The organism is Geodermatophilus sp. SYSU D01176 (assembly GCF_054050015.1).
On the sequence record NZ_JBJGYN010000059.1, the window covers coordinates 1 to 25,701 of the forward strand.

The 25,701-nt window shown below is 75.6% G+C and carries 27 protein-coding genes; 17 read left to right on the forward strand and 10 right to left on the reverse strand.

Annotated elements, in window-relative coordinates:
• Positions 1-136 precede the first annotated feature (136 nt).
• Positions 137-796: a phosphate signaling complex protein PhoU gene (gene phoU, locus ACI78Z_RS21875; RefSeq protein ID WP_457038640.1), complete on the reverse strand. Its 660-nt coding sequence runs from the start codon at positions 794-796 to the stop codon at positions 137-139.
• Positions 797-1,019: 223 nt separating this feature from the next.
• Between phoU and ACI78Z_RS21880 the strand changes: the two genes are divergently transcribed.
• Together ACI78Z_RS21880 and ACI78Z_RS21885 are read left to right on the forward strand one after the other, a co-directional pair.
• Positions 1,020-2,255, forward strand: a complete 1,236-nt coding sequence (locus ACI78Z_RS21880; protein WP_457038641.1) for a sensor histidine kinase — start codon at positions 1,020-1,022, stop codon at positions 2,253-2,255.
• Positions 2,252-2,932, forward strand: coding sequence for a winged helix-turn-helix domain-containing protein (locus ACI78Z_RS21885; RefSeq protein ID WP_457038642.1), 681 nt, complete (start codon positions 2,252-2,254; stop codon positions 2,930-2,932). Before ACI78Z_RS21880 ends, ACI78Z_RS21885 begins: the two co-directional genes overlap by 4 nt.
• A gap of 338 nt (positions 2,933-3,270) precedes the next feature.
• Here ACI78Z_RS21885 and ACI78Z_RS21890 read toward each other — a convergent pair whose 3' ends face one another.
• Both ACI78Z_RS21890 and ACI78Z_RS21895 read right to left on the reverse strand, forming a co-directional pair.
• A complete protein-coding gene (locus ACI78Z_RS21890) occupies positions 3,271-3,480 on the reverse strand; it encodes a DUF3072 domain-containing protein (protein ID WP_457038643.1) in 210 nt (69 codons plus the stop codon).
• 10 nt (positions 3,481-3,490) lie between these two features.
• Positions 3,491-3,700 (reverse strand): hypothetical protein, encoded by a 210-nt coding sequence (locus ACI78Z_RS21895; RefSeq protein WP_457038644.1) that lies wholly within the window; start codon positions 3,698-3,700, stop codon positions 3,491-3,493.
• Between the two features lie 81 nt (positions 3,701-3,781).
• On the opposite strand from ACI78Z_RS21895, the gene ACI78Z_RS21900 reads away from it, so the two are divergent.
• Complete coding sequence (locus tag ACI78Z_RS21900) at positions 3,782-4,780, forward strand: helix-turn-helix domain-containing protein (protein WP_457038645.1); 999 nt, start codon at positions 3,782-3,784, stop codon at positions 4,778-4,780.
• A gap of 39 nt (positions 4,781-4,819) precedes the next feature.
• Here ACI78Z_RS21900 and ACI78Z_RS21905 read toward each other — a convergent pair whose 3' ends face one another.
• From ACI78Z_RS21905 to ACI78Z_RS21915, 3 genes are all read right to left on the reverse strand, one after another.
• Positions 4,820-5,668 carry a class I SAM-dependent methyltransferase gene (locus tag ACI78Z_RS21905; protein ID WP_457038646.1) on the reverse strand — a complete coding sequence of 283 codons (849 nt, stop codon included), beginning with the start codon at positions 5,666-5,668 and terminating at the stop codon, positions 4,820-4,822.
• Positions 5,669-5,672: 4 nt separating this feature from the next.
• On the reverse strand, positions 5,673-7,832 hold the full coding sequence (locus tag ACI78Z_RS21910) for a bifunctional MFS transporter/dTMP kinase (RefSeq protein WP_457038647.1): 2,160 nt from the start codon (positions 7,830-7,832) through the stop codon (positions 5,673-5,675).
• A 92-nt stretch (positions 7,833-7,924) separates the two neighbouring features.
• Positions 7,925-8,725: a hypothetical protein gene (locus tag ACI78Z_RS21915; RefSeq protein WP_457038648.1), complete on the reverse strand. Its 801-nt coding sequence runs from the start codon at positions 8,723-8,725 to the stop codon at positions 7,925-7,927.
• An 88-nt stretch (positions 8,726-8,813) separates the two neighbouring features.
• On the opposite strand from ACI78Z_RS21915, the gene ACI78Z_RS21920 reads away from it, so the two are divergent.
• Positions 8,814-9,761 (forward strand): Ppx/GppA phosphatase family protein, encoded by a 948-nt coding sequence (locus ACI78Z_RS21920; protein ID WP_457038649.1) that lies wholly within the window; start codon positions 8,814-8,816, stop codon positions 9,759-9,761.
• The gene (locus tag ACI78Z_RS21925) at positions 9,758-10,567 is read left to right on the forward strand and encodes a hypothetical protein (protein WP_457038650.1); all 810 of its coding nucleotides are present in this window, start codon (positions 9,758-9,760) and stop codon (positions 10,565-10,567) included. The genes ACI78Z_RS21920 and ACI78Z_RS21925 overlap by 4 nt, the downstream gene beginning before the upstream one ends.
• Here the strand turns inward: ACI78Z_RS21925 and ACI78Z_RS21930 are convergent, their stop codons facing one another.
• Positions 10,568-11,128: a type 1 glutamine amidotransferase domain-containing protein gene (locus tag ACI78Z_RS21930; RefSeq protein WP_457038651.1), complete on the reverse strand. Its 561-nt coding sequence runs from the start codon at positions 11,126-11,128 to the stop codon at positions 10,568-10,570.
• A 60-nt stretch (positions 11,129-11,188) separates the two neighbouring features.
• Here ACI78Z_RS21930 and ACI78Z_RS21935 point away from each other — a divergent pair, with 60 nt between their 5' ends.
• The 6 genes from ACI78Z_RS21935 to ACI78Z_RS21960 all read left to right on the forward strand — a co-directional run bounded on the left by ACI78Z_RS21935 (position 11,189) and on the right by ACI78Z_RS21960 (position 15,440).
• Positions 11,189-11,617: a hypothetical protein gene (locus ACI78Z_RS21935; protein WP_457038652.1), complete on the forward strand. Its 429-nt coding sequence runs from the start codon at positions 11,189-11,191 to the stop codon at positions 11,615-11,617.
• Positions 11,614-12,438: a pyrroline-5-carboxylate reductase gene (gene proC / locus ACI78Z_RS21940; protein ID WP_457038653.1), complete on the forward strand. Its 825-nt coding sequence runs from the start codon at positions 11,614-11,616 to the stop codon at positions 12,436-12,438. The genes ACI78Z_RS21935 and proC overlap by 4 nt, the downstream gene beginning before the upstream one ends.
• 251 nt (positions 12,439-12,689) lie before the next feature.
• Complete coding sequence (locus ACI78Z_RS21945; RefSeq protein ID WP_243697575.1) at positions 12,690-13,034, forward strand: helix-turn-helix domain-containing protein; 345 nt, start codon at positions 12,690-12,692, stop codon at positions 13,032-13,034.
• Between the two features lie 289 nt (positions 13,035-13,323).
• The gene (locus ACI78Z_RS21950) at positions 13,324-13,422 is read left to right on the forward strand and encodes a 30S ribosomal protein bS22 (protein ID WP_012854759.1); all 99 of its coding nucleotides are present in this window, start codon (positions 13,324-13,326) and stop codon (positions 13,420-13,422) included.
• A gap of 10 nt (positions 13,423-13,432) precedes the next feature.
• Entirely contained in the window at positions 13,433-14,539 is a 1,107-nt protein-coding gene (locus ACI78Z_RS21955; RefSeq protein WP_457038654.1) for an NAD-dependent epimerase/dehydratase family protein, read from the forward strand.
• The gene (locus tag ACI78Z_RS21960; protein WP_457038655.1) at positions 14,532-15,440 is read left to right on the forward strand and encodes a lysophospholipid acyltransferase family protein; all 909 of its coding nucleotides are present in this window, start codon (positions 14,532-14,534) and stop codon (positions 15,438-15,440) included. Before ACI78Z_RS21955 ends, ACI78Z_RS21960 begins: the two co-directional genes overlap by 8 nt.
• A 121-nt stretch (positions 15,441-15,561) precedes the next feature.
• On the opposite strand, the gene ACI78Z_RS21965 is transcribed toward ACI78Z_RS21960, so the two are convergent.
• From ACI78Z_RS21965 to ACI78Z_RS21975, 3 genes are all read right to left on the reverse strand, one after another.
• Positions 15,562-16,467: an HAD family hydrolase gene (locus ACI78Z_RS21965; RefSeq protein ID WP_457038656.1), complete on the reverse strand. Its 906-nt coding sequence runs from the start codon at positions 16,465-16,467 to the stop codon at positions 15,562-15,564.
• A gap of 124 nt (positions 16,468-16,591) precedes the next feature.
• Positions 16,592-17,761: a DUF5667 domain-containing protein gene (locus tag ACI78Z_RS21970; RefSeq protein WP_457038657.1), complete on the reverse strand. Its 1,170-nt coding sequence runs from the start codon at positions 17,759-17,761 to the stop codon at positions 16,592-16,594.
• A 100-nt stretch (positions 17,762-17,861) separates the two neighbouring features.
• Positions 17,862-18,614, reverse strand: coding sequence for a sigma-70 family RNA polymerase sigma factor (locus tag ACI78Z_RS21975; protein WP_457038658.1), 753 nt, complete (start codon positions 18,612-18,614; stop codon positions 17,862-17,864).
• A 222-nt stretch (positions 18,615-18,836) separates the two neighbouring features.
• Between ACI78Z_RS21975 and ACI78Z_RS21980 the strand changes: the two genes are divergently transcribed.
• The 6 genes from ACI78Z_RS21980 (at position 18,837) to ACI78Z_RS22005 (ending at position 25,572) form a co-directional block, all read left to right on the forward strand.
• Positions 18,837-20,387 carry an AMP-binding protein gene (locus tag ACI78Z_RS21980; protein WP_457038659.1) on the forward strand — a complete coding sequence of 517 codons (1,551 nt, stop codon included), beginning with the start codon at positions 18,837-18,839 and terminating at the stop codon, positions 20,385-20,387.
• Complete coding sequence (locus ACI78Z_RS21985) at positions 20,377-20,628, forward strand: glutaredoxin family protein (protein WP_457038660.1); 252 nt, start codon at positions 20,377-20,379, stop codon at positions 20,626-20,628. Before ACI78Z_RS21980 ends, ACI78Z_RS21985 begins: the two co-directional genes overlap by 11 nt.
• Positions 20,629-20,917: 289 nt before the next feature.
• Positions 20,918-21,583: a redox-sensing transcriptional repressor Rex gene (locus ACI78Z_RS21990; protein WP_457038661.1), complete on the forward strand. Its 666-nt coding sequence runs from the start codon at positions 20,918-20,920 to the stop codon at positions 21,581-21,583.
• On the forward strand, positions 21,580-22,995 hold the full coding sequence (locus ACI78Z_RS21995) for a glutamyl-tRNA reductase (protein ID WP_457038662.1): 1,416 nt from the start codon (positions 21,580-21,582) through the stop codon (positions 22,993-22,995). The genes ACI78Z_RS21990 and ACI78Z_RS21995 overlap by 4 nt, the downstream gene beginning before the upstream one ends.
• Positions 22,992-23,927: a hydroxymethylbilane synthase gene (hemC, locus tag ACI78Z_RS22000; protein WP_457038663.1), complete on the forward strand. Its 936-nt coding sequence runs from the start codon at positions 22,992-22,994 to the stop codon at positions 23,925-23,927. Before ACI78Z_RS21995 ends, hemC begins: the two co-directional genes overlap by 4 nt.
• A gap of 109 nt (positions 23,928-24,036) precedes the next feature.
• Positions 24,037-25,572: a uroporphyrinogen-III synthase gene (locus ACI78Z_RS22005; protein WP_457038664.1), complete on the forward strand. Its 1,536-nt coding sequence runs from the start codon at positions 24,037-24,039 to the stop codon at positions 25,570-25,572.
• Positions 25,573-25,701 lie beyond the last annotated feature (129 nt).

Genomic DNA, 25,701 nt, shown 5'->3' on the forward strand with positions numbered 1-25,701 from the left:
GCGCGCCAGCCCCCCCCCCCCCCCCCCCCCCCCCCCCCCCCGCGACCCCCCCCCCCCCCCCCCCCCCCCCCCCCACTGCCGTGTCGTGGTCGAGTAGGGGGACGGCATCGAGCCGGGGTGTCGGCCGGTCGGCCGACTAATCGGCGGACGCGTGCATCTCCCGCTCGCCGGTGACCAGGTAGACGACCCGGCGCGCGACGCTGACCGCGTGGTCGGCGAAGCGCTCGTAGTAGCGGCCGAGCAGGGTGATGTCGATGGCCGCCTCCATGCCGTGCTCCCAGTCCTTGCCGAGCAGCTCGTTGAACAGCTGCCGGTGCAGCTGGTCCATCAGGTCGTCCTCGGCCTCCAGCGCAGCGGCCGCCTCGACGTCGAGCTTGGCGATGACGGTCGCGGTCTGCGCCACCAGGCTCTCGGCGACGTGCCCGGCCTGCAGGAAGATCGGCCGCAGCTCCTGGGGGACGGCGTGCTCCGGGAAGCGCATCCGCGCCAGCTTGGCGACGTGGACGGCGAGGTCGCCCATCCGCTCGAGGTCGCTGATGATCCGCATCGCCGCGGTGATGGTGCGCAGGTCCGTGGCGACCGGCGCCTGCCGGGCCAGCAGGGTGAAGCACCGCTGCTCGATGCTCTCCCGGGTCGCGTCGATGTGCTCGTCGCCCTCGATGACCAGGTTCGCCAGCTCGATGTCAGCATCCAGCAGGGCCCTCGTCGCCCTGCTCATCGCCGAGCCGACCGAGTTCGCCATCTCGACCAGACAGTTGTTGATGTCGTCGAGTTCCTCGTGGTAGTGCTGCCGCACCGTCGTCCTCCTCGTCGGCCCCGAAGGCCGTGGCACATCACTCGGGGTACTCGCTGTTCGAGGCCCCGACGATCTCTGGACCCCGAGGGTAGGACCGCCAGTCCACCTGGTACCGCCCCGGCGGTGAACGGGTGTGCACGGGAACGTGAACAGTCACGGTCCGGGGTCCTGCGATCACCCGGACGGGGGATGTCGGGGGGTCGCCGCGGCCTAGCATCGGCGCGTGAGCTCGTCGGTCGCCCTGCTGGCCGGCCTCGTCGTCGGCGTGGTCGGTGGTGTACTGGCCGCTGCCCTCCTGATGCGGGCCCGGCGCCCCGATGCCGAGCACGCCGCGCCGGCCGAGGGCTCGGCGCCCGAGGCGGTCCTCGCCCGTCGGCTGCTCGACCTGATCGACCCCGCCGTCGTCCTGCTCGACCCGGGTGACGTCGTCCTGCTGGCAAACCCGGCCGCGCGATCCCTGGGCATCGTCCGCGAGACCCGGTTGCTGGTGCCCGAGCTGCTGGAGCTTGCCCGCGCGGTGCGCGACGGTGGCCGCCGCCGCGCCGAGGTCTCCCTGCCCGCCGCGGTCGTCGGCGGGGGCCCGCGGCAGGTCGGCGTCCTGGGTGTGCGGCTGGAGCGCGGGTCGGGGACGGCGGTGGCGCTGGTGCTGCAGGACGTGACGGAAGCCCGCCGCGTGGAGGCGGTCCGCCGGGACTTCGTCGCCAACGTCGGCCACGAGCTGAAGACCCCGGTCGGCGCGCTGTCGCTGCTGGCCGAGGCGATCGAGGACGCCGCCGACGACCCGGACACGGTGCGCCGCTTCGCCACCCGGATGACGCACGAGGCCGACCGGCTGGCCCGCCTGGTCCGCGAGCTGATCGACCTGTCCCGGCTGCAGGGCGGCGAGCCGCTGCCCGAGCTGGAACCGGTCGAGGTGGACACGGTCATCGCCGAGGCGGTCGACCGCACCAAGCTGGCCGCGACGGCCAGGCAGATCGCGATCGTCTCCGGCGGCCAGGGCGGGCTGGTGGTGCGCGGCGTGGAGTCGCAGCTGGCCACCGCGGTGACCAACCTGCTGGCCAACGCCGTCGCCTACAGCGCCGAGCGGACCCGGATCGCCGTCGGCGCCCGGGCCCTGGCCGGCTTCGCCGAGATCACCGTGACCGACAGCGGAATCGGCATCCCGCGGGAGGACCGCTCGCGGGTGTTCGAGCGCTTCTACCGGGTCGACCAGTCCCGGGCCAGCCGCACCGGCGGCACCGGTCTCGGGCTGGCGATCGTCAAGCACGTCGCCACCAACCACGGCGGTTCGGTGAGCGTGTGGAGCGAGGAGGGCCTCGGCTCGACGTTCACCCTGCGGATCCCCCTGGCCGCCGAGGCCGCCGCACCGCGCACCCCTGGACCCGCCGGTGACGAGCCGGCCGAGCACGACCTCGCCGGCGGCCCGTCCGCCGCAGACGCCCCGAAGGGACGGTCATGACCCGAGTGCTGGTCGTGGAGGACGAGGAGTCCTTCTCCGACGCGCTGTCGTACATGCTCCGGAAGGAGGGGTTCGACCCGGTCGTGGCCGGCACCGGGCCGGAGGCGCTCGCCGAGTTCGACCGCGGCGGCGCCGACGTCGTCCTCCTCGACCTCATGCTGCCGGGGCTGCCCGGGACAGAGGTCTGCCGGCAACTGCGTTCCCGCAGCGGCGTGCCGATCATCATGCTCACCGCCAAGGACGCCGAGGTCGACAAGGTCGTCGGCCTGGAGCTCGGCGCCGACGACTACGTCACCAAGCCGTACTCGGCCCGCGAGCTGGTCGCCCGCATCCGCGCGGTGCTGCGCCGCCGCGGCGACGTCGACGCGCCGGCGGAGTCGGCCCTGGAGGCCGGTCCGGTGCGCATGGACGTCCAGCGGCACGTCGTCTCGGTGGACGGCGAGCCGGTGGCCCTGCCGCTCAAGGAGTTCGACCTGCTCGAGCTGCTGCTGCGCAACGCCGGGCGGGTCCTCACCCGGGGTCAGCTCATCGACCGGGTGTGGGGGTCGGACTACGTGGGCGACACCAAGACCCTCGACGTCCACGTCAAGCGGCTGCGCGCCAAGATCGAGCCGGACCCGGCCAACCCCAAGTACCTGGTGACCGTCCGCGGCCTCGGTTACAAGCTCGAGGCTTGACAGCTCGTCGGCCTACCGGCCGACACCGCGGCCAGGTGCCGTTCCCGACCGGTGCGGAGCTCCACCGCCGCCTCGTCGCGGACCCCTCCGGGGCCCACTCCTCGACGGCACCGCGGCCAGGTGCCGTTCCCGACCGGTGCGGAGCTCCACCGCCGCCTCGTCGCGGACCCCTCCGGGGCCACTCCTCGACGGCACCGCCCCCAGGTGCCGTTCCCGGCCGGTGCGGAGCTCCACCGCCGCCTCGTCGCGGACCCCTCCGGGGCCCACTCCTCGACGGCACCGCGGCCAGGTACCGCCCCCGGCGTGCGTCGAGCCTCTCGAGGAGGGGCCCGGCCGGGCTACTGGCCCCGGCCGGTCTCGTCCTGCAGTTCGTCGATCTTGCGTGAGGCGTCGGCCTTGGTGATGTCGTCCGGCACGTCCTCGCCGGCCTCACGGGCCAGCGTGTCCAGGTAGCTCTTCTGCGCGCCGGTGGCGGGCTCGTCGCCGGTCACCCAGTCCGACGGGTCCTTCTGGGCGCTGCGGTCGTCGTTGGCAGTCGGTTCGCTCATGTGTTCGAGCCTAGGCCGGAGCGAGCTCCGGCGCAGGTCGAGAGGTCGCAGCCGCACGGCGGGCGGACTCCCACCGGCGGCCGGTGCGGTAGACGTGCACGCCGCCGCAGGGGCACTCGACGTGCAGTGCGATGTGGGTCGGGTGGTTGACCACCGAGCGGATGCGCCGCTCGGCGACCAACTCGTCCGTGTTCGTCACGGGGCAGGTGATCAGGAACATGCGATGAGCGTGCTCCCGGAGCCTCGTCCCGACGAGTGGCAGGAGTGACGTGGATCGCAAGGTTCCTGCCATACTGTCGGCATGGCAGGAACCGGTCGTCCGCTGGCCGTGAGCGTCGTGGTCGCCGACGGTCTCGTCGGCAGCTTCGGGCTCGGTGTGTGCGCCGAGGTCTTCGGCTACGACCGTCGGCACATGGGGCTGCCGCGCTTCGACTTCGCGCTGGTCACCGAGGCGCCGGGGGTGCTGCGCACCGACACCGGCATCCCCATCACGGTGGAGCACGGGCTGGAGCGGCTGGCCCGCTCGGACATCGTCTCGATCACGGCGTGGGAGCTGTGCGACCGCGTGCCCTCGCCCGCGCTGCTCGACGCCCTGCGTGAGGCCTACGCCCGCGGCGCCACGATCGTCAGCCACTGCACGGGTGCCTTCGTGCTCGCCGAGGCGGGGCTGCTCGACGGCAAGCGGGTCACCACCCACTGGAAGTACGCCGGCGAGCTGGCCGCCCGCTATCCCGCCGTCGAGGTGGACCCCTCGGTGCTCTACGTGGACAACGGCCGGATCCTCACCGGCGCCGGGACGGCGGCCGGCGTCGACACCCTGCTCCACCTGGTGCGCCGCGAGTGGGGTGCCGCGGCGGCCAACGCGCTGGCGCGGGAGATGGTGGTGCCGCCGCACCGCGACGGCGGGCAGGCCCAGTTCATCGACGCCCCGGTCGCCGAGGTCGAGGACGACCTGCTCGGCGCGGTCCTGGAGTGGGCGCAGGCCCATCTCGCCGACGACGTCAGCGTCGAGGTGCTCGCCCGCCGCGCGCTGATGAGCCCGCGCACCTTCGCGCGGCGGTTCAAGGCCACCACGGGGACGACGCCGCACGCCTGGCTGCTCGCCCAGCGGCTGGCCGCCGCCGAGGCGCTGCTGGAGGGCAGCGACGCCCCGGTCGAGGAGGTGGCCCGGCTGGTCGGGTTCGGCACCGCCGCCGGCTTCCGCGAGCAGTTCACCCGCCGCCGTGGCGTCTCCCCGCGTGCCTACCGGCAGACCTTCCGCCGCGCGCTCACCGCGGCCGACGACGACCGGGCCGCCTGAGTCCCGGGTCCGGCGGTTTCCGCGGAAATCGCCGGGGGCTCAGGTCCCGGGGATCGGCCGGGCGACGCCGACCAGCGAGTCCAGCCGCCCGGCGTTGGCCGGGGCCAGCGGGTTGCGCACCACGCGGGTCAGCGCCAGCCCGGCCCGGGCGAGCAGCAGCGCGTGCGTGCGCGGGGTGAAGTGCCAGATGTGCTCGGTCGGCTTGAGCGTCCACCAGCGGGTGCCCAGCAGCCGGGCCGGCAGCGAGGAGACGTAGGGCGTCGAGAACAGCACGACGCCGTCGTCGGCGACCAGCCCGCGCACCGTCCGCCAGAAGGACAGCGGGTCGGGCACGTGCTCGACGGTGTCCCAGGCGCAGACGACGTCGACGCCCGGTTCCAGCGGCGCCTCCTCGAGCTGGCCGCAGAACACGTCGAGACCGAGCGTGTCCTGGGCGTGCTTGGCGCCGGTGCGGGAGAGCTCGACGCCCGACGTCGTCCAGCCGGCCTCCCGGGCCGCGGCCAGGAACAGGCCGTAACCGGCACCGACCTCGAGCAGCCGTCCGCCCGCCGCCGCGCCGCCCCGTTCGCGGTCGACCATCGCCAGCCGGCCCGCCGTCCAGGTGCGCTGCAGCAGCATCGCCGGGGAGAGCCGCGCCTCGGCCGAGGGGGCGCCGTCGTCGGAGGAGACGGACGAGCCGTAGACGCCGCCCTCGAAGTAGCCCACGTCGTCGTAGAGCCGCTGCAGCGCCTCCGGGCGCAGCCGTGGGCTGATGAAGACCAGCTCGCACTGCGGGCAGCGGACCACCCCGAACGGGGCGACGTCGTGCACCAGCGTGCCGGGCACCCGGCACAGGCAGCAGACGACGTCCTCGGTGTCCTCGGCCGTCCAGTGCGGCAGCTCGCTCACCGGGTCAGCCTACGGAGCGACCCGCCCGTTCCGCGGTAGCCGGAGAGGGCGTGCTGCGGGTCTCCGGCACGGTCGGTGCCGGGGAGGCCTGTGCGGCGGGGTAGCGGGTGGCCACCAGGCCGGCCAGCCGGCGCCGGACGACGGGGGAGACCAGCCCGTCGCTGCCGCTGCTACCCAGGAGCTCCCCGGGGACGACGACGTAGCGGTCCGGCGCGGCCTCCGCCTGCGCGAGGAAGGCCCGGCGCACCGCCTCGGCATCCGCGCCCGCCGGGGCCGAGGTGACGGGCGAGTCGACGACCACCGTTAGGTCGGGCAGCAGCCCGCGGGTGGCCCACAGCGACGTCCGGAAGATGCGGTCGGCGTCGAGGCCCTGACCGGCGCCGTGGAAGGCGATGGAGGTGTCGACGTAGTGGGTGTTGACGACCACCCGGTTGCGCTCGAGGGCGGGGCGGACCACGGTCGCGACGTGCTGCGCGCGGTCGGCGGCGGCCAGCAGCGCCGCGGTGTGCGCGCCGATCGGGCGGCCGGTGTCGTCGACCGTGGGCTCCTGCTGCGGGAAGCCGGTGCCCGAGCCGGGCGGGGGCGGGAAGAGCAGGCCGCGCACCTGCCTGCCCAGCCGGGTGTCGCTGGGCTCGGAGGTCACCTCGACCGGGCAGCCGCAGCCGCGCAGCACCTGCGCCAGGTCCGCGGTGTACCGGCGGGTGAGCTCGCGGTCGGCCCCCTCCACGACCACGAACAGCCCGACGCCGCTGGAGGCGGCGGAGAACAGGTCCGAGCGCCCCCACAGCAGGCGCAGCACGTCGCGGAACCGGGTGCGCGAGCGCGCCGGCACGACCTGGCGGGTGGCGTAGGCGCTCACCAGCAGCGCGATGACCCCGCCGACCATCAGCGTCAGGCCGGGCCCGGTCAGGGTGAGCACCAGGTCGCCCAGGCGGACGTCGTGGGTGCCCAGCAGCCCCGCGAGGCCCGGGCCGACCGCCACCGCCAGCAGCAGCACGATGCGCACCGAGGAGATGACGAAGGCGAAGACTCGGCCGCGCAGCCGGTCCTCCACCTCGAAGCCGATCAGCGTGTAGCCGATGATCCAGCTGACGCCGGCGAACAGGCCCACGCAGAACGCCGCGGCGGTGGCCAGCACGAAGTCCCGCAGCAGCGACATCACCAGCAGCGTGACGCCGGCCAGCCCGATGGCGTGGGTGAAGACGCTGCGCCGCGGCACCGTGGGCAGGATGCGCGGGCCGGCCAGCATGCCGATCGCCAGACCGGTGAAGACGACGCCGAACACGACCGAGTAGCCGGCGGCACCGGCCCGCAGGGTGGCCACGTAGAGCTGCGCGACGCCGACGGTGAGGCCGCCGGCCCCGAACGCGCCGATGACGCCGACGTAGAGGGCGCGCATGAACGGCTGCCCGCGGAGGAAGGCCACGCCCTCGACGACCAGCGAGAACACGTTGCGCTGTGCGCCGTCCCGGTCGACCGGCGTCCCGGGGATGAGCCGGCGGGAGAGCAGCACGGTCACGGCGCTGAGGCCGAAGCTGCCGGCGTTGACGACCAGGGCCACGACGATCGCGGTCCGCGCCTCGGTGCCGTCCCCCTCGCCGAGCAGCCGGCTGACGGTGGACAGCAGCGCGAAGAGCAGGGCCGCGACGGGGACGGCGCCGTACACGGAGAACAGCGAGACCTGGTTGGCGACGGCGAGCCGCTCGCGGGGCACGATCGAGACCCAGATCGCCTGCTTGGCCGGGTTGGTGAACAGCCCGACCGCCTCGACGAGGAACTGGGCGACGTAGAGCCAGGTCAGCTCGTAGGTGACCGCGATGGACAGGTACAGCGTGAGCGCCAGCAGCTCGCCGACGACGACCGTCGTCCGCCGGTCCAGCCGGTCGGCCAGTGCCCCCGCCAGCGGGCCGAGCACCAGGTCCGGCAGCAGCCGGGTGAGGATGACGCCGGAGATCGCCGCGCCCTGCACGGCCAGGGACTCCTCGCGGGTGAGCTGCTGGGCCATCGCCGTCGTGGCCAGCAGGCCCAGCCAGTCGCCGAGGCTGGAGACGGTGATCGCCGCCCACAGCCGGCGGAACACCGGGATGCGGACCAGCGCGAGGAAGGCGTTGTCGGGCCGCTCCCCGGCCGGGGTCGGGGCCGCGGTCGCGCGCTCCTCGGTCACAGTCCCCGCCGTCCGCTCGTCGTCCCGTCGGGGGGAGGGTAGTGGCGCGAGGTGACCGATCGGTGTCGTCCGACCCCCGGACGGGGGAGCGGTCAGGGACGGCGGCGGTGCAGCGTCACCGGCACGGGTGGCGGGCTGGCCGGGTGCGGGGCGACCAGGCCCCGGTCCAGCCGCTCCTCGGTCAACCGCCGCAGCTCCTCGTAGGCCGCCGTCCCCAGGAGGGCGGTGAGCTCCCCGGCGTAGGTGACCACGAGCGGCTCGGCGGAGACGTGGGCGGCGGGCGAGCCGGTGCACCACCAGTGCAGGTCGTGCCCGCCGGGCCCCCAGCCGCGGCGGTCGAACTCGCCGATGCTCGACACCAGCACGGTCGTGCCGTCGGGGCGCTCGACCTCCTCCTGCTCGCGGCGCACCGGCAGCTGCCAGCACACGTCGGGCTTGGTCAGCAGCGGGTGCAGGCCCTCGCGCAGCGCCATGCGGTGCAGCGCGCAGCCGGTGCCGCCGGGGAAGCCGGGCCGGTTGAGGAAGACGCAGGCGCCGTCGACCAGCCGGGTGCGCAGCGACCGGACGCCGCCCTCGTCGTCGGCGTCGTCCTCCTCGGTCCAGGCGCCGCGGCCGACCGGCGCGAGCTGCCAGTCCTCGTCGGGCAGGTCGGCGACGGCGGCGGTGACCCGGGCCAGGTCGTCCTCGTCGGTGAAGAAGGCGCCGTGGCTGCAGCAGCCGTCGTCCGGGCGGCCCTCGACGACGCCGGCGCAGCCGCGGCCGAAGACGCACGTCCAGGCCGACGACAGCCAGGTCAGGTCGGCCCGGACCACGTGGTGCGGATCGGCCGGGTCGGGGAACTCGACCCACTCCCGGGCGAAGTCCAGTGGCACCTCGGGCGGGACGTCGTGCACGCGGCCAGCCTAGGGAAGGGACCCCGTCCGCCTCACGCCTCGCTCCGCTCGGCGCGAGCCTCTGGAGGGGGCCAGGCAGACTGACCACATGAGGCTCGGGGTGCTGGACGTCGGCTCGAACACCGTGCACCTGCTCGTGGTCGACGCCCATCGGGGCGGCCACCCCACACCGCAGCACGACGACCGGTGGCTGCTGCGCCTCGCCGAGCACGTCGGCGACGACGACCTGCTGTCCAAGGACGGCGAGAAGGCGCTGCTCCGAGCGGTGCGCAAGGCGTGCGAGCAGGCCGAGAAGCAGGGCTGCGACGAGGTGCTCGCGCTGGTCACCTCCGCCATCCGCGAGGCCCGCAACGGCATGGAGGTGCTGGAGCGGGTCCGGGAGAAGACCGGTGTGCAGCTGCAGGTGACCAGCGGCGAGGAGGAGGCGCGGCTGACCTTCCTCGCCGTCCGCCGCTGGTTCGGGTGGAGCGCCGGGCGGCTGCTCGTGCTCGACATCGGCGGCGGGTCGCTGGAACTGGCCAGCGGGATCGACGAGGACCCCGACGTCGCGTTGTCGCTCCCGCTGGGCGCCGGCCGGATGACCCGCCGGTACCTGCCCGAGGCGCGCTCCGGCGGGCGCCCGGACCTGGCCGCGCTCGCCGAGCTCGACGAGCACGCCGCCGACCTGCTGCGGCCGGCCGCGAAGAAGCTGCTGGGCGGCGGGCCGCCGGACCTGGTCGCCGCGACCTCGAAGACCTTCCGCACGCTGGCCCGGCTGACCGGCGCGGCGCCCTACTCCGCGGGGTTGCGCGCCCCGCGCCAGCTGACCCTCGACGGGCTGGGCCAGCTGCTGGGCTTCGTGGCCCGCATCGAGTCCTCGGCGCTGGCCGAGCTGCAGGGCGTGTCGCCCGACCGCGCGCACCAGATCCCCGGTGGCGCCGTCGTGGCGCGGGCCGCGATGCGGGCACTGGACGTACCGTCCGTCCGGATCTGCCCGTGGGCGCTGCGGGAGGGCGTCATCCTCCGGCGACTGGACTCGTTGGAGGACGAGAGATGAGCACTCCTGCCGGCAGCCGCGGCGAGGGGCGCCGCGATCCGGAGACCGGCGGGCGGCCGCTGGCCGACATCCTGCGCGAGGCCGGGGTCGAGTCGCCGACCCGTGGCCGGCGCCGGCGCGGGGATGAACTCGAGGACACCGGCGTCCGCCAGCGCGGCTCGGGGGACACCGGACGGGTGGCCGAGCGGCCGCAGTTCGGACGGCGCGCCACCGACCGGCCCGGGGACGCCACCCCGGTCCCCGAGCGGCGGGCCGGGCGCGGGCAGCACGAACCCTCGACCGCGGCCATCCCCGGGCTGCGGCCCTCTCGCAAGCCCGGCGTCCCAGGTGCGGCCGCACCGGGCACGACCGGCGACGACGGCGTGCGGGAGGGGCGGCCGCGGGAACGCGCACCCCGCGAGCGGGCGGCCCGGGAACGGGCGCCGCGGGCGGCGACGGCGACCGACGCGGGGCCGCGGACCGGCCCGATCCCCGTCGTCCGGACCGACGACCCGCCGCTGCTCGAGGACGAGGGCCTGGCACCCCGCGAGGGCGCGATGGCCTGGCTGCGCTTCGGCGGCGAGCTGGTGCTCGCGCTCGCCGCCGGTGTCGGTATCTACTTTCTGTTCACCGTGCTCTGGCAGCAGCTGCCCTACCTGGCCGTGCTGCTCGCCCCCCTCGCCGTGGCCGGCCTGGTCGGCGGCGTCGGCGCGGTGCGGCAGCGGCAGGACCGGGAGGCGGCCGGCGTGCGGCTGGTGGCGGTCCTCGTCTTCGCCGGGACCCTGCTCACCATCGCGCCCGCCGCCGGCCTGCTCTCCACCGGCTGATCAGTCCTCGTCCTCCTGGTCGGCGGCGGCGAACCGCTCCACGATCGCGGCGGTGAACGCGTCGAGGTCGTCGGGGTTGCGGCTGGTCACCAGGTTGCCGTCGACGACGACCTCCTCGTCCACCCACGTGGCGCCGGCGTTGCGCAGGTCGGTCTGCAGGGAGGGCCAGGAGGTCATCCGCCGCCCGCGGACGACGTCGGCCTCGACCAGCACCCACGCGGCGTGGCAGATGGCCGCGACCGGCTTGCCCGAGTCGAAGAACGCCTTGACGAAGGCCACGGCGTCGGCGTCGGCGCGGACGAAGTCGCCGTTGATGACGCCGCCGGGCAGGACCAGCGCGCCGTAGGCGTCGGGGTCGGCGGAGCTGACCACCGCGTCCACCTTCCTGGTGTCGCCCTTGTCGATGTGCTCGTAGGCGGTGATCTCCCCGGCCTCGAGCGACACCAGCTCCGGCAGCGCGCCGGCCTCCTCGAGGGCCTGCCACGGTCGGTCGAGCTCGACCTGCTCCACCCCGTCGGTCGCGAGGACGGCCACCGTCAACCCGTTCAGTTCTCCTGCCATGCGGCGGCGGCTACCCCGGCCCCCGACGGGACACACGCCCCGAGCACTAGGTTCGGCCCCGTGCGCGCGCAGATCACACCGCCGGTGCGCCGCCTGCTCGACGTCCTCTCCGGTGCGCAGGTCGGGCCGGCGACCGTGGTGGTCCGCGCGGCCGACCCCGGCGCCGAGGAGCGCTGCCACGCGCTGGCGGGCGGCCGGGTGCGGCTGATCGGCGGGCAGCGGTCCCGACGGCGGCGCGCGGCCGCCGACCTGGCCTTCGTCCGTTGCCTCACCGTGCTGATGAGCGGGGCCGGGCGGCCCGGCGTCGGCACCACCGACCCGCGGCTGGTCGCCCTCGCCGGCGAGCGCGCCGCCTGGAACGACCGAGCCCCCGACACCTGGGAGTACGTCATGCCGTGGCACGTCCGCAGCGAGCAGCAGCGCCGGCTGGTCGCCGGCGGGTACCGGGTGCGGGTGGTCCTGCGTCCGCGTCCGGGGAGCGCCGCGTGAGCGCGGCCGCCCGCTCCGGGCTGGCCATCATCGGCGGCGGGAAGATCGGCGAGGCGCTGCTCTCCGGCCTGGTCCGCCGCGGCGGGGCCGAGGGGATCGTCGTCTGCGAGCGGCATCCCGAGCGCGCGGCGCAGCTGACCGCCCGGTACGGCGTCCCGGTGCTGGGGCTGGCGGATGCCGCCGCCCGTGCCCGGGTGCTGCTGCTCGCGGTCAAGCCGCAGGACATCGGCACGCTGCTCGGCCTGCTGGCGGGCTCGGTCGACACCGGGCACCTGGTGGTGTCGGTGGCGGCCGGCGTCCCGACGTCGACGATCGAGGCCGCGCTGCCCGACGGCGTCCCCGTCGTCCGGGTCATGCCCAACACCCCGGCGCTGGTCGACGAGGGGATGAGCGTGCTGTCGGCCGGCGCGCACGCCGACGAGGGGCACCTGGACGAGGCCGAGGCGCTGCTGGCCGCCGTCGGGCGGGTGCGGCGGGTGCCGGAGGCGCAGCAGGACGCCGTCACGGCGCTGTCGGGGAGCGGCCCGGCCTACTTCTTCTACCTGGTCGAGGCGATGGTCGACGCCGGGATCCTGCTGGGCTTGCCCCGCGACCTGGCCGTGGACCTCATCGTGCAGACCGCGCTGGGGTCGGCGGTCATGCTCCGCGACTCCGGCGAGCACCCGGTGCAGCTGCGGGAGGCGGTCACCAGCCCCGGCGGGACGACGATCGCCGCCATCCGGGAGCTGGAGCGGCACAGCGTGCGCGCGGCGCTGATCGCGGCGATCGAGGCGGCGCACGCCCGCTCGGTGGAGCTCGGACGGGCCGCACGGGACCGGTGACCGTATCCCAACGGAGCGTCGATGTATCGACAATCCGTGACGGGTCCGAGACATGTCGTCGACGACGCGCCCGAGGACATGTCGACCGAGCTACATAGGTGTAGTTCTGCCCAGGACGGACCGTTCCCCCTGTTCGTTTCTTCCATCGCTTCTGTCACGCATGTCCCCCTACTCTCTGTGTCAGCACGTGCGTGCCCCGTAGTCGGTGGGGAAGCCGACGCCCGACGCGTGCTAGGTCCGGAGATGAAGAGATGACCATGCCCCAGCGCACCGTTCCCGCCGCCTACGCCCGTCCCGGCGTCCCCGGCCCGCGCCCCGTCGGCCGGCCCATCCAGGCCGCCACCATGGCCCGCCCGATCCCGCCGCAGCACCCGGCCGCCATGCCCGTCGGCCGCCCGCCGGTCCCGGCCCCCCGCGCCGCCGTCACCTTCCTGACGGTCGCCGAGGTCGCCAGCATGATGCGCGTCTCCAAGATGACCGTGTACCGCCTGGTGCACGCCGGTGAGCTCGCCGCCGTCCGCGTGGGCCGCTCCTTCCGCGTCCCCGAGCGCGCCGTCCAGGACTACCTGCGCGACGCCTACACCGACATCGCCTGACGCAGGACCTCTTGCCCCCCGCCGCTCGCACGCTCGTGGCGGGCCCCTGCACGGAGGCCGTTCCAGCACGTCACCTGCACCACCCCACCCCCTCCGGGTGGGTCCGGACGCCGGCAACCCCACGCGGCAGCGTCGCCGCGGGGGCGCCGGGTACGCTCGGACGCCGAGCGACGCCCGGGGCCGGTCCGGTCCGGGTCGTCGCACACGAGCTGATCACCTCGCGCGGCGCCCGGTGCGACCTCCCGGTCGACGGTGGCCGCCGCGCCGCAACGACGTCGGGAGCACGCACATGGGTTCGGTCATCAAGAAGCGCCGCAAGCGGATGGCGAAGAAGAAGCACCGCAAGCTGCTGAAGAAGACCCGCGTCCAGCGCCGCAACAAGAAGTGAGCTGACGCTCGTGCCGCCCGCAGTCGTCCTGGTCACCGGTGTGAGCCGGTGGCTCGGCGGTGCGCTGGCGGCCGAGCTCGCTCGGGACCGCGCCATCGAGCGGGTCATCGGGGTGGACACGGTCCCCCCGTCGCCGGAGATGCTCCGCCGGCTGGGCCGCACCGAGTTCGTGCGGGCCGACATCCGCAACCCGTTGATCGGCAAGGTCATCGCGACGGCCTCGGTCGACACGGTCGTGCACATGAACATCAGCTCCACGCCCGTCGGCTCCGGCGGGCGGGGGCCGATGAAGGAGCTCAACGTCATCGGCACGATGCAACTGCTGGCCGCCTGCCAGCGGGCCGCATCGGTCCGCCGGTTCGTGCTGAAGTCCAGCAGCGCCGTCTACGGCGCCTCCCCGCGCGACCCCGCCGTCTTCACCGAGGCCATGCAGGCCCGCCGCGTCCCCTCCGGGGGCTTCGCCCGGGACAGTCTCGACATCGAGGGCTACGTCCGGTCCTTCGCGCGCCGCCGTCCCGACGTGGCCGTGGCCGCGCTGCGCTTCACCAACTTCATCGGTCCGCGCATCGACTCGGTGCTGACGCACTTCCTGCGCATGCCGCTGGTGCCCACGGCGCTCGGCTACGACGCCCGCGTCCAGTTGCTCCACGAGGACGACGCCCTCGCCGTGCTGACGCGGGCCACCACCGGCGACTTCGCCGGCACCGTCAACGTCGGCGGGGAGGGCACGCTGCTGCTGTCGCAGCTGATCCGCCGGCTGGGCCGGCTGCAGGTGCCGCTGCCCTCTCCAGCGCTGGGGTCGCTGGGCCGGCTCACCCGCCGGTTCGGGTACGTCGACTACTCCCCGGAGCAGATGCGCTTCCTCAACTTCGGCCGCGTCGTCGACACCACCGTCCTGCGTGGGGAGTTCGGCTACACCCCGCGCTACACCACCGAGCAGGCGCTGGCCGACTACGCGGCCACCGTGACGCCGGTCGTCCCCCCGGAGGTGATCGCCGGGGTGACCTCGGCCGCGCAGGACCTCGTGGCCCGCATCGGCGCGACGGCGGGCTCGGTGGGGGAGCGGTTCCGGCCGTCCCCGCCGTCCCCCGCCCTGCGGGCGGTGCGCGATGCCTGAGGCGCGGGTCATCCCGCTGCGCCCGGACGACGAGGAGCCCCGGGTCCCGCCGCCGTCGTCACCCTCCTGGGAGGAACAGGTCGCCGGCGGGCTGGAGTTCCTCCGCCGGCGGCTGACCGGCGACTACGCCACCGACGAGTTCGGCTTCGACCCCGACCTCACCGACCACGTGCTGCTGCCGGCCCTGCGGCCGCTGTTCTCCCGCTGGTTCCGGGTAGAGACCCACGGCGTGGAGAACGTGCCCGACACCGGCGGTGGCCTGGTCGTGGCCAACCACTCCGGGACGCTGCCGCTCGACGCGATGATGGCGACGGTCGCCCTGCACGACGACCACCCGGCCCGGCGCCGGCTGCGGCTGCTCGGCGCCGACCTGGTGTTCGACCTGCCGGTCATCGGCTCGCTGTCACGCAAGCTCGGGTCCACGCTCGCCTGCAACGAGGACGCCGAGCGGCTGCTGACCAGTGGCGAGCTGGTCGGGGTCTTCCCCGAGGGCTTCAAGGGGATCGGCAAGCCGTTCCGCGAGCGGTACACCCTGCAGCGGTTCGGCCGGGGTGGTTTCGTCACCGCCGCGCTGCGCACCGGTGCGCCGATCATCCCGTGCGCCATCGTCGGCGCCGAGGAGACCTACCCGATGATCGGCAACTCCAAGACCCTCGCCCGGCTGCTCGGCCTGCCCTACTTCCCGATCACGCCGACCTTCCCGGCGCTGGGCCCGCTCGGGCTGGTGCCGCTGCCGTCGAAGTGGCTGATCGCGTTCGGCGAGCCGATCGAGACGGCGTCCTTCGGCCCGGCCGCCGCCGAGGACCCGATGCTCGTCTTCAACCTCACCGACCAGGTCCGCGAGACCATCCAGCAGTCGCTCTACCAGTTGCTCCTGCAGCGGAAGTCCGTCTTCAGCTAGCGGGTCGCCCTGCGGGGCGCCCCGACGAGTGGGGTCGGAGGCCTCCGCGAGGAGCGGCGGGCGGAGCTCCACGCAGGTCGGGGACGGCACGTGGCCGCGGTCGGCGCGCGGAGCGCGACGGTCAGGAGAGTTTCCGGCGGCGCAGCGCGAGCGCGCCACCGACCAGGCCGCCGGAGAGCGCGGCGGCCGCCACGGTCGGGACGACGGTCTTCGCGGCCTTGCGGCCGGTCCGGAAGTCCTTGATCTCCCAGCCGCGGGACCGGGCCACCGCCCGCAGCTCGGTGTCGGGGTTCACCGCGACCGCGCGGCCGGCGAGCGTGAGCATCGGCAGGTCGTTGGAGCTGTCGCTGTAGGCGGTGCAGCGGGAGAGGTCCAGGCCCTCCCGCTCGGCCAGCGCCCGGACCGCCTCCGCCTTGGCCTCGCCGTGCATCAGCTCGCCGACCAGCCGCCCGGTGTAGTGCCCGTCGACGACCTCGGAGACGGTGCCGAGCGCGCCGGTCAGGCCCAGCCGGTGGGCGATGATGCTGGCCAGCTCCACCGGCGTCGCCGTCACGAGCCAGACCCGCTGCCCGGCGTCGAGGTGCTGCTGGGCGAGCACCCGGGTGCCGGCCCAAATCCGGTCGGCCATGAGCTCGTCGTAGATCTCCTCGCCGGCCTGGACGATCTCGGTCACCGGGCGCCCGGCGACGAAGGCCAGCGCACTCTCCCGGATCGTGTGCATGTCGTCGGCGCTCTCGTTGCCGGCGATCCGGAACTTGGCCTGCTGCCACACGAAACGGGACATGTCGCGGGCCGTGAGGTACTTCCGGGCCGCCAGACCGCGGGCGAACCAGAAGATCGACGCGCCCACCATCATCGTGTTGTCGACGTCGAAGAACGCCGCGGCGGTCATGTCCGGGACGACGGCCGGCGCGGGCTCGACCTCGGCGGCCGCGGCCGAGGCGGCACCGGCGACGTGCGCCCGCGTCTCCTCGTCCAGCAGGGCCGCCGAGCGCGCGCGGCGGCCACGGAAGGGCAGTCCCGGCACGACGACCTCCACTGTCGCTTCCTCCACCGCCCTTCCGGGCGGCGGGTGGCTCACCGGTCCCGACCCTAGTGGCGGCCGAGGCCGCGGCGGCCGGGGACCCCGGGCGGCCCCGGCCCGCGCCGACTCAGCAGACGAGGCGCCCGATGCAGGTGTCCACCAGGGGGAGGTCCAGCACCGGGGCCGAGGGTGCCGCGGGGACCACCGGGGCCGGCCGCGGCAGCTCCGGCCGGGGCGGCGGCCGCTCACCGACGGGCGGGGTGTCCGGCGCCGGGGGCGGCACCGGCGCCGTCCCCCCGTCGCTGCGGGACGCCGGCGGGCTGCCCCGGTCGCCGCCGGTGCCGCTCCCGGCGGTGGGTGCGGCCGGCGCGGGTCCTGGCTGCGGCGCCGGCGGGGCGGTGCCGGCAGGGTCGTCGACGTCCTCGGACGACGGCTCGTCGTCGGAGGGGACGTCGGTGTCGGACGGTGGCGCCTCGTCGGTGGGCGTGCCGGTGGCGGGGACCTCGCTCGGGCACGCGACGGGGACCGGTCCCAGCTCGTCGGTGCCGGCGGTGGCCGGTCCGGCGGCGCAGCCCAGTGCGGTCAGCACGCCGGTGGCCCGGTCGGTGACGTCGGCCAGCACGTCGAGGGACGCGGCCGCCGCGCCCTCCGGCAGGCCGGGCCGCAGCGCGGCCAGCTCCGCGCCCTGCCGGCCGGCCCAGTCGGCCAGCTCGTCCACGAGGGCGGCGTCGCGGCCGGCGACCGCCTGCGCGGTGAGCAGCGCGGTGGCCTCCCGGGTCTGGGCTTCCATGGTGCCGAGCAGGTCGCGCACGTCGGCGGCCCCGGGGTCGGTCAGGGCGGCGAGCTCGTCGAGGCGGGTCCCGGCGAACTCCAGCAGCGTCAGGCCCCGGTCGTCGCCGGCGAGGGCGAGCTGGGTCTGCTCGGTGCCGCGCTTCACCCCGTACAGCGCGTCGCCGGGCCGCGCGTCGGCGGACAGCGCCGCCAGCGTGCCGAGGGCGGTGACGGCAATCGCCGCACCCGCCAGGCCGGCGGTCAGCCGGGTGCGCCAGGCCGGCGGGGGGCCGCCGTCCGCGCGCGGGGCCAGGAGTCGGCGCAGACCGGAGCGGGGGGCCGGCTGGGGCGTGCGGACCGCGGCCATCGCGACCAGCCGGTCGCGGGTGGCGGCCCGGAACCGCGGGTCCGGTGCGTCGTCGAGGTCGGCCGCCAGCTGCTGCAGGCGGGCGACCACCGCGTCCTCCCCGTCGCGCACGGCGGTGCGCCGGGCGGCCGGCGGCGTCGCGCCGTCGTGCGTGGTCACCTCGTGCCTCCGGGGGATCGGTCGGGAGAGCGCCTCCACCCGGGGAACGACGCCGCCGATCCGGTCGTTACGGGGTGCCGGCGAGTGGGTGCTGTGGTGTTCACCGCAACCCCTCCGGCAACAGGCTCGCCAGCCGGCGCACCGCCCGGTGCTGGAGCGCCTTGATCGCACCGTCCTTCTTGCCCATGACCGCGGCGGTCTCGGCCACCGAGAGCCCCTGCAGGAAGCGCAGCGAGATGCACTCCTGCTGCTCGCTGCCCAGCTGCCGGATGCAGGCCAGCAGCTGCTCGTTGGTCAGCGCCTGCACGACGGCGTCCTCCGGGCCGTCCGTGGCGCGGTCGGCATCGCGCATGTCCGCGGTGGTGACCTCCAGCCGGAACCGGCTGCTCTTCACGTGGTCGCGGACGATGTTGCGGGCGATCGTCACCAGCCAGGCCCCGACGTCGCGCCCCTGGAAGGACAGCGAGTCGATCCGGCGCAGCGCGCGGACGAAGGTCTCGCTGGTGAAGTCCTCGGCCTGCGCGCGGTCGCCCACCCGGTGCAGCAGGTACCGGTGGACCATCGGGACGTAGTGGTCGTACAGGCCGCCGAACGCCTCCGCGTCGCCGTCCTGCACCCGGCGGACCAGCGCCCACACGTCGACCGCGGGCGGGGGGACCACCGCGCCGAGGGCGGCCAGCTCCTCGGCGAGCTCCCGCTCGGCGATCCCCTGCGCGGCCTCGTCCGGCTCGGTCGCGTCCGGGCCGGGGACGGCGTCCGGCGACAGGGGTTCCGGAGGGGGCAGTGTGTCGCCGGCGGTCCGCGGGTAGGGCGTGGGGCGCGGACGTGACCCGCCGGACGCGGCTGCGGACACGCGCTCGTCCGCAGGGCGCGACCGTGGCATGCGTCCGTCCTCCCGTCCACCCGCCGGAGACCCCGTCGTCCCCGGCCCACGGCGCCCGGCCGAACGCGGTCGCAGTGCTGCGGGTCGGAGCCCATGGTGACAACATCGCTGCAGCCCGTCCACGCCACCCCGTTCCGGCCGCCGTGAGGCGGATCGCGGACGGCCGGGAGGGCTCCACCGGAGGAGAGGTGCATGACCGACGTCGGTAGCTCGCTGTCCGCCCTCGTGCGCGCCGCGGCCCGGGACCGGGCGGACGCGCCGGCCGTCGTGGCCGGCGAGCAGCGGCTGACCTGGAGCGAGCTGGACGCGCTGGTGGACCGCGTGGCCGCGGGGTACGCCGCCCGCGGCCTGGCGCCGGGCGACCGGGTGGCGGTCCAGCTGCCCAACGGCGTCGACTGGCTGCGGGCGACGCTGGGTGCGCTGCGCGCAGGACTGGTCGTCGTCCCGGTGAACACCGCCTACACCGACCCGGAGCTGGAGTACGTCCTCACCGACTCCGCCGCGTCGCTGCTCGTCGCGGCCGGGGACCGGCCGCAGGCGGCCGGCGTGCCGGTGGTCGCCGGCCCGCCCGCGGACGACGCCGCACCGCCCGCGGTCCCCGAGGCCCCGGACACCCCGGCCTTCCTCGCCTACACCAGCGGGACCACCGGCCGGCCGCGCGGCGCGATCCTCACGGCTGCGGCCCTGCGGGCCAACCAGGAGCAGTGCCTGCGGATGGACCCGCCGCCGGTCCGGCCCGACGACCGCGTCCTGCTGGTGCTGCCGCTGTTCCACGTCTACGGCCTCAACGCCGGCTTCGGCCTGGTCGCGGCCACGGGGGCCTGCGCGGTGCTCGTGGAGTCCTTCGACCCGGTGGCGTCGCTGGAGCTCATGGCCCGCGAGGAGGTCACCGCGATCCCGGGTGCCCCGCCGGTGTACCAGGCCTGGCTGGCCGTCGCCGATGCCGCCGGGTCCGACGCCGGCCTGCGCCGTGCCTTCGCCGCCGTCCGGATCGCCTCCTCGGGCGCCGCGCCGCTCCCCGCGGACGTCTGGACGGCGATGCGCGAGCGGGCCGCGGTTCCCGTCTGGGAGGGCTACGGGCTCACCGAGGCCGGTCCGGTGGTGGCCAGCACGCTGGCGACCGGGCGGGCCAAGCCGTCCTGCATCGGCGGCCCGATACCCGGGGTGGAGCTGCAGCTGCGCGACACCGCGCTGCACGAGCCGGTGGAGGACGAGGAGGCCGCACCCGGCGAGCTCGCCCAGGACGGCCCCGGCGAGATCTGGGTGCGCGGCGCCAACCTCTTCTCCGGGTACTGGCCCGACGGCATCGACGGCCCGGACGCCGAGGGCTGGCTGGCCACCGGGGACCTCGCCTACGCAGACGAGGACGGCGACCTGCACCTGGTCGACCGGCGCAGCGACCTGATCCTGGTCAGCGGCTTCAACGTCTACCCGGCCGAGGTGGAGCGGGTGCTCGACACGCACCCGGCGGTCGCGGAGAGCGCGGTCATCGGTGTGCCCGACCCGCAGACCGGTGCCGCCGTCCGGGCCGTGGTCGCGCTGCGCCCGGGCCGGGAGCTCGCCTTCGAGGAGCTCCGCGAGCACGCCGCGGCGTCCCTCGCGCGGTACAAGGTGCCGACGTCGGTGCAGGTACTGTCCGCGCTGCCGCACTCGCTGACCGGCAAGGTCAGCCGGGCGCGGCTGCGCGAGCTGGGCCTGGCCCGCGTCGACGAGCCGACGTCCGGGGACGACGGTGACCGCTGACGCACCGCGGCTGCAGCTGCTGACCCGCGCCGACTGCCACCTGTGCGCGGTGGCCGCGGAGACCCTCGAGCGGATCGCCGCCGAGGCCGGGCTCACGGTCGCGGCCGTCGACGTGGACGCCGACCCCGAGCTGCAGGCCGAGTACGGCGACCGGGTGCCGGTGGTGCTGCTCGACGGTCAGGAGCACTCCTACTTCACGGTCGACGTCCCCCGACTGCGCCGGGACCTCGGTCTGCGGTAGAAGGGACCTGGCCCCCTTGCAGGGTCCCGTCGCGAGCTTGCGAGCGGTGGGGGGCGAGGGGGTCCTTGCTCCGGCCGGGGTGCTCGGCGAGACGCGGGGTATGGTGTCCACCACAGCGGGGCGCGTCTGCGCTGCGGAGCGGCCTCCCGGCCCCCCGGCGACTTTGTTCCTGCGTTCACAAGCGGTTACCGTGGCGGTCGCCGGGCGGCCGACCGCCCGGGTCCCCGATGTCGTTCGACCGCATCCGGCACCCGCCGGACCTCGGGCGCGACCGTTGTGGAGTAGGCCCGTGTCCTCACCCCGGCCCCGGATCCCGGAGGCCACCGTCGCCCGCCTGGCCGTGTACCTGCGCGTGCTCGCCGGTCTGGCCGACGGCGGCCGCAGCAACGTCTCCTCCGGTGAGCTGGCCTCGGCGGCGGGCGTCAACCCGGCCGGGCTGCGCAAGGACCTCTCCCACCTGGGCCCGTGCGGGGTCCGCGGGGTGGGCTACGAGGTGGCGGCGCTGCGTGACCGCATCGCCCGCGTCCTCGGGGTCGAGCGGTCCCGTCCGTGCGTGCTGGTCGGGATCGGCAACCTGGGCACGGCCCTGGCCGACTACGCCGGCTTCGGCAGCCGCGGGTTCCGCTTCGTCGGACTCTTCGACGCCGCCCCGGACCGCGTCGGCCGCCGGATCGGTGGTCAGCCGGTGCGCCCGATGGCCGAGCTGGACGAGGTGGTGGCCGCGACGGCGGCCACGATCGGGGTCATCGCGACACCGGCCGACGTCGCCCAGTCGGTCTGCGACCGGCTGACCGCGGCCGGGGTGAGGAGCATCTTGAACTTCGCGCCGGTGGCGCTGAACGCGCCCGCGGGGGTCGACGTCCGCCAGGTCGACCTCTCCGTCGAACTGCAGGTGCTCGCCTTCCTCGGTCAGCAGCGCGGCAGCGCGGCGCCGGCCGTGGAGGTGACGGCATGAGCCTCCTGGCCGTCGGCGTGAGCCACCAGACCGCTCCCGTAGCGCTGCTCGAGCAGTTCGCGATGGGCGCCGACGACACCGTCAAGGCGCTGCACGAGCTGATCGGCGGCGACCACGTCAGCGAGGCGATCGTGCTCGCGACCTGCAACCGGGTCGAGGTCTTCGCCGAGGTGGACCGGTTCCACGGCGGCGTCACCGACGTCAGCCGGGTGCTGGCCCGGCAGGCCGGCGCGACGGTGGAGGAGCTCTCCCCGTACGTGACCGTCCACTACGAGGACCAGGCCGTCGCGCACCTGTTCACCGTCGCCGCGGGACTGGACTCCATGGTCGTCGGCGAGACCCAGGTCCTCGGCCAGCTGCGCAACGCCTACGCGCTGGCCCGCGAGCAGGGCACCGTCGGGCGGGTGCTGCACCCGGTCGCGCAGCGGGCGCTGCGGGTGGGCAAGCGGGTCCACTCCGAGACCGGGATCGACAAGGCCGGCGCCTCGCTGGTGTCGGTCTCCCTCGACCGCGCCGAGGAGCGGATCGGCTCCCTCGAGGGCCGGCCGGTGCTCGTCGTCGGCGCGGGCTCGATGGGGGCGCTGGCCGCCACCACGCTGGCCCGCCGCGGCGCCCGGGTGACCATCCTCAGCCGCACCCCCGCGCACGCCGAGCGGCTGGCCGCCTCCGTCGAGGGCCGGACCGCCGAGCTCGCCGACCTGCCGGCGGAGATCGCCGCCGCCGACGTGCTGGTCACCTGCACCGGTGCCCGCGGCCTCGTGGTCGGCACCGAGGTGGTGGCCGGTGCGATGGCCGCCCGGCCGGACCGGCCCCTGGTCGTCATCGACCTGGCGCTGCCCCGCGACGTCGACCCCGGCGTGGCCGCGCTCCCCGGTGTGCACGTGGTCGACCTGGCCCTCCTGCAGGGCGAGAGGAGCGGAGCCCTCCTGCAGGGCGAGAGGAGCGGAGCCCTCCTGCAGGGCGAGCGGGGCGCCGACGGGCACGCGTCCGCGAGCCCGGTGGCGGCGGACGACGTCGCCGCGGCGCACGCCCTCATCGAGGCCGAGACCGCGCTGCTGCGCGCCGAGCGGCAGGCCGCCGCGGTGGCGCCCACGGTCTCCGCGCTGCGCAGCCAGGCCGCCGAGGTGGTCGACGCCGAGCTGCTGCGGCTGTCCGCGCGCGTCCCGGACCTCGACGCCCGCGCCCGCGCCGAGGTGGCCCGGACCGTGCGCCGCGTCGTCGACAAGCTGCTGCACGAGCCGACCGTGCGGGTCAAGGAGCTGGCCAGCGCACCTGGCGGGGTGGACTACGCCGACGCGCTGCGGGCCCTGTTCGGCCTCGGCATCGACGCCGAGGTGCTCCCCGCGCGGACCAACCTGGCCGAGGCCGTCGCCGTCGACCCCGACGAGCTGCGCCCCGGGGGGACGACGTGACGATCAGCACCGCCACGCTCCGGCTGGGCACCCGGGCGAGCCGGCTGGCGACCACCCAGTCGCAGGCGGTGGCCGACGCGATCACCGCGGCCAGCGGCGTGCCGGTGCAGCTTGTGCACATCAGCACCGAGGGCGACCGCTCCTCGGCGGCGATCGCCCAGCTCGGCGGTACCGGCGTGTTCGTGACGGCGATCCGGCAGGCGCTGCTCGAGGGCACCGTCGACGTCGCCGTCCACAGCTACAAGGACCTGCCCACGCTGCCCGAGCCGGGGCTGACCATCGCCGCCGTCCCGCCGCGGGAGGACCCGCGCGACGCGCTGGTCGCCCGCGACGGCCTCACCCTGGGCGAGCTGCCGCCGGGGTCGAGGGTGGGCACCGGCGCCCCGCGCCGGGTCGCGCAGCTGCGCGCCCTCGGGCTCGGCCTCGAGGTGGTGCCGATCCGCGGCAACGTGGACACCCGGATGGCCAGGGTCGTGCCGGGCGACCTGGACGCCGTCGTGCTGGCCCGCGCCGGGCTGTCCCGGCTCGGCCAGCTGTCCGCCGTCACCGAGACCCTCGACCCGCTGCAGGTCCTCCCCGCGCCGGCGCAGGGCGCGCTGGCCGTGGAGTGCCGCAGCGACGACGAGCGCACCCGGCAGCTGCTCGCCGCCCTCGAGGACGCCGGCACCCGGGCCTGCGTGGTCGCCGAGCGGACCACGCTGGCGGCGCTGGAGGCTGGCTGCAGCGCGCCGGTCGCCGCGTACGCCGAGCTGGCCGAGGGCGAGGACGGCCCCGAGCTGTTCCTCCGTGCCTCGGTCACCGCGCTGGACGGCAGCGACGGCGTCCGCGGCTCGACCACCGGACCGCCGGCCGAGGCCGAGCGGCTCGGCCGGGAGCTCGCCGCGGACCTCCTCGACCGCGGCGCCGCCGAGCTCATGGCGGCGTCCCGGTGAACTCCACCCCTCGGGCCGGGCAGCAGACCCCGGGCCCCCGTACCCCCGCACACGAGCCCTCCGGGGCCATGTCATCAGAGCCCTACCGGGCAGAACCTAGGAGCAGGACATGACGCGCAAGAACGGCGCGGCGGCCGGCAGGGTCGTCTTCGTCGGCGCCGGCCCGGGCGACCCCGGGATGCTGACCGCCCGCGCGACCGCGGCGCTCGCCTCGGCCCACACCGTCCTCGTCGACCCCGACGTCCCGCCGGCGATCGCCGAGGCCGTCCGCGCCGACCGGCCCGAGCTGGAGCTGACCCCCGCGGCGGGCGAGCCGGCCGAGGTGGCCAAGGCCGCCGTGGCCGCCGCCAAGGCCGGTGGCACCGTCGTCCGGCTGGTCGCCGGTGACCCGTTCACCTCCGACGACGTGGTCAAGGAGGTGCTGGCCGTCGGCCGCACCTCGGTCGGCTTCGACGTCGTCCCCGGCGTCGCCTCCGCGACCGCCGTCCCGGCGTTCGCCGGTGTCGCCCTCGGCGGCACCTCGCTGTCCGCGGACCTGCGCGGGGGCGAGGCCCACCTGGCCGCGCTGGCCGCCGCCGCCAAGAGCCTGGACGCGCCGCTGGTGCTGCAGGGCAACGCCGAGGACCTCCCCGACGCCGCCGCGCGGCTGGTCGAGGGCGGCCTGTCCGCCGGCACCCCGGTGGTCGTCACCACCGGCGGCTCGGGCACCGGGCAGAAGAGCGTGGTCGCCAAGCTCGCCGCCGTCGCCGAGAAGGACGCCGGGCTGGACGCCGTCACCGGCCCGGTCGTGGCCACCGTCGGGTCGGCCGTCGACAAGCGCGCCCGGCTGTCCTGGTGGGAGAGCCGGCCGCTGTTCGGCTGGCGGGTGCTGGTGCCGCGCACCAAGGACCAGGCCGGCGAGATGAGCGACCGGCTGCGGGCCTACGGCGCAGTCCCGGTCGAGGTGCCCACGATCGCCGTGGAGCCGCCGCGCAGCCCCGCGCAGATGGACCGCGCCATCAAGGGCCTGGTCACCGGCCGCTACGGCTGGATCGTCTTCACCTCGGTCAACGCGGTGAAGGCCGTGCGGGAGAAGTTCGTCGAGCTCGGCCTCGACGCCCGCGCGTTCGCCGGGGTCAAGGTCGCCTGCGTCGGCCAGTCCACCGCCGACGCGGTGCGCGCCTTCGGCATCGTGCCGGAGCTGGTGCCCAGCGGGGAGCAGTCCAGCGAGGGCCTGCTGGCCGACTTCCCCGAGTACGACGACGTGCTCGACCCGATCGACCGGGTGCTGCTGCCCCGCGCCGACATCGCCACCGAGACCCTCGCCGCCGGGCTCAAGGAGCGCGGCTGGGAGATCGACGACGTCACCGCCTACCGCACCGTCCGGGCCGCCCCGCCGCCCGCGCCGGTGCGCGAGGCGATCAAGGGCGGCGGCTTCGACGCGGTGTGCTTCACCTCGTCGAGCACCGTGCGCAACCTGGTCGGCATCGCCGGCAAGCCGCACGCCAAGACCGTCGTCGCGGTGATCGGCCCGCAGACCGCGGCCACGGCGCAGGAGTTCGGCCTGCGGGTCGACGTCCAGCCCGAGACCGCCGCCGTCGGCCCGCTGGTCGACGCGCTCGCTGAGCACGCGCTGTCCCTCCGCGAGGCGGAGGAGGAGCGGTGAGCCGAGGCCCCGCGTGGAGGGGGGGGGGGGGGGGGGGGGGGGGGGGGGGGGGGGGGGGGGGGGGGGGGGGGGGGGGGGGGGGGGGGGGGGGGGCGGGCGGCGGGGGCGCTCCCGCCCCACGCGGCGGGG

Excerpts from the sequence above, each read along its gene's own strand:
- ACI78Z_RS21885 (WP_457038642.1), top strand. The coding sequence starts at position 2,252 with ATGACCCGAGTGCTGGTCGTGGAGGACGAGGAGTCCTTCTCCGACGCG.
- ACI78Z_RS21890 (WP_457038643.1), bottom strand. The coding sequence starts at position 3,480 with ATGAGCGAACCGACTGCCAACGACGACCGCAGCGCCCAGAAGGACCCG.
- ACI78Z_RS21895 (WP_457038644.1), bottom strand. The coding sequence starts at position 3,700 with ATGTTCCTGATCACCTGCCCCGTGACGAACACGGACGAGTTGGTCGCC.
- ACI78Z_RS21900 (WP_457038645.1), top strand. The coding sequence starts at position 3,782 with ATGGCAGGAACCGGTCGTCCGCTGGCCGTGAGCGTCGTGGTCGCCGAC.
- ACI78Z_RS21920 (WP_457038649.1), top strand. The coding sequence starts at position 8,814 with ATGAGGCTCGGGGTGCTGGACGTCGGCTCGAACACCGTGCACCTGCTC.
- ACI78Z_RS21925 (WP_457038650.1), top strand. The coding sequence starts at position 9,758 with ATGAGCACTCCTGCCGGCAGCCGCGGCGAGGGGCGCCGCGATCCGGAG.
- ACI78Z_RS21930 (WP_457038651.1), bottom strand. The coding sequence starts at position 11,128 with ATGGCAGGAGAACTGAACGGGTTGACGGTGGCCGTCCTCGCGACCGAC.
- ACI78Z_RS21945 (WP_243697575.1), top strand. The coding sequence starts at position 12,690 with ATGACCATGCCCCAGCGCACCGTTCCCGCCGCCTACGCCCGTCCCGGC.
- ACI78Z_RS21950 (WP_012854759.1), top strand. The coding sequence starts at position 13,324 with ATGGGTTCGGTCATCAAGAAGCGCCGCAAGCGGATGGCGAAGAAGAAG.
- ACI78Z_RS21960 (WP_457038655.1), top strand. The coding sequence starts at position 14,532 with ATGCCTGAGGCGCGGGTCATCCCGCTGCGCCCGGACGACGAGGAGCCC.
- ACI78Z_RS21980 (WP_457038659.1), top strand. The coding sequence starts at position 18,837 with ATGACCGACGTCGGTAGCTCGCTGTCCGCCCTCGTGCGCGCCGCGGCC.
- ACI78Z_RS21995 (WP_457038662.1), top strand. The coding sequence starts at position 21,580 with ATGAGCCTCCTGGCCGTCGGCGTGAGCCACCAGACCGCTCCCGTAGCG.
- ACI78Z_RS22005 (WP_457038664.1), top strand. The coding sequence starts at position 24,037 with ATGACGCGCAAGAACGGCGCGGCGGCCGGCAGGGTCGTCTTCGTCGGC.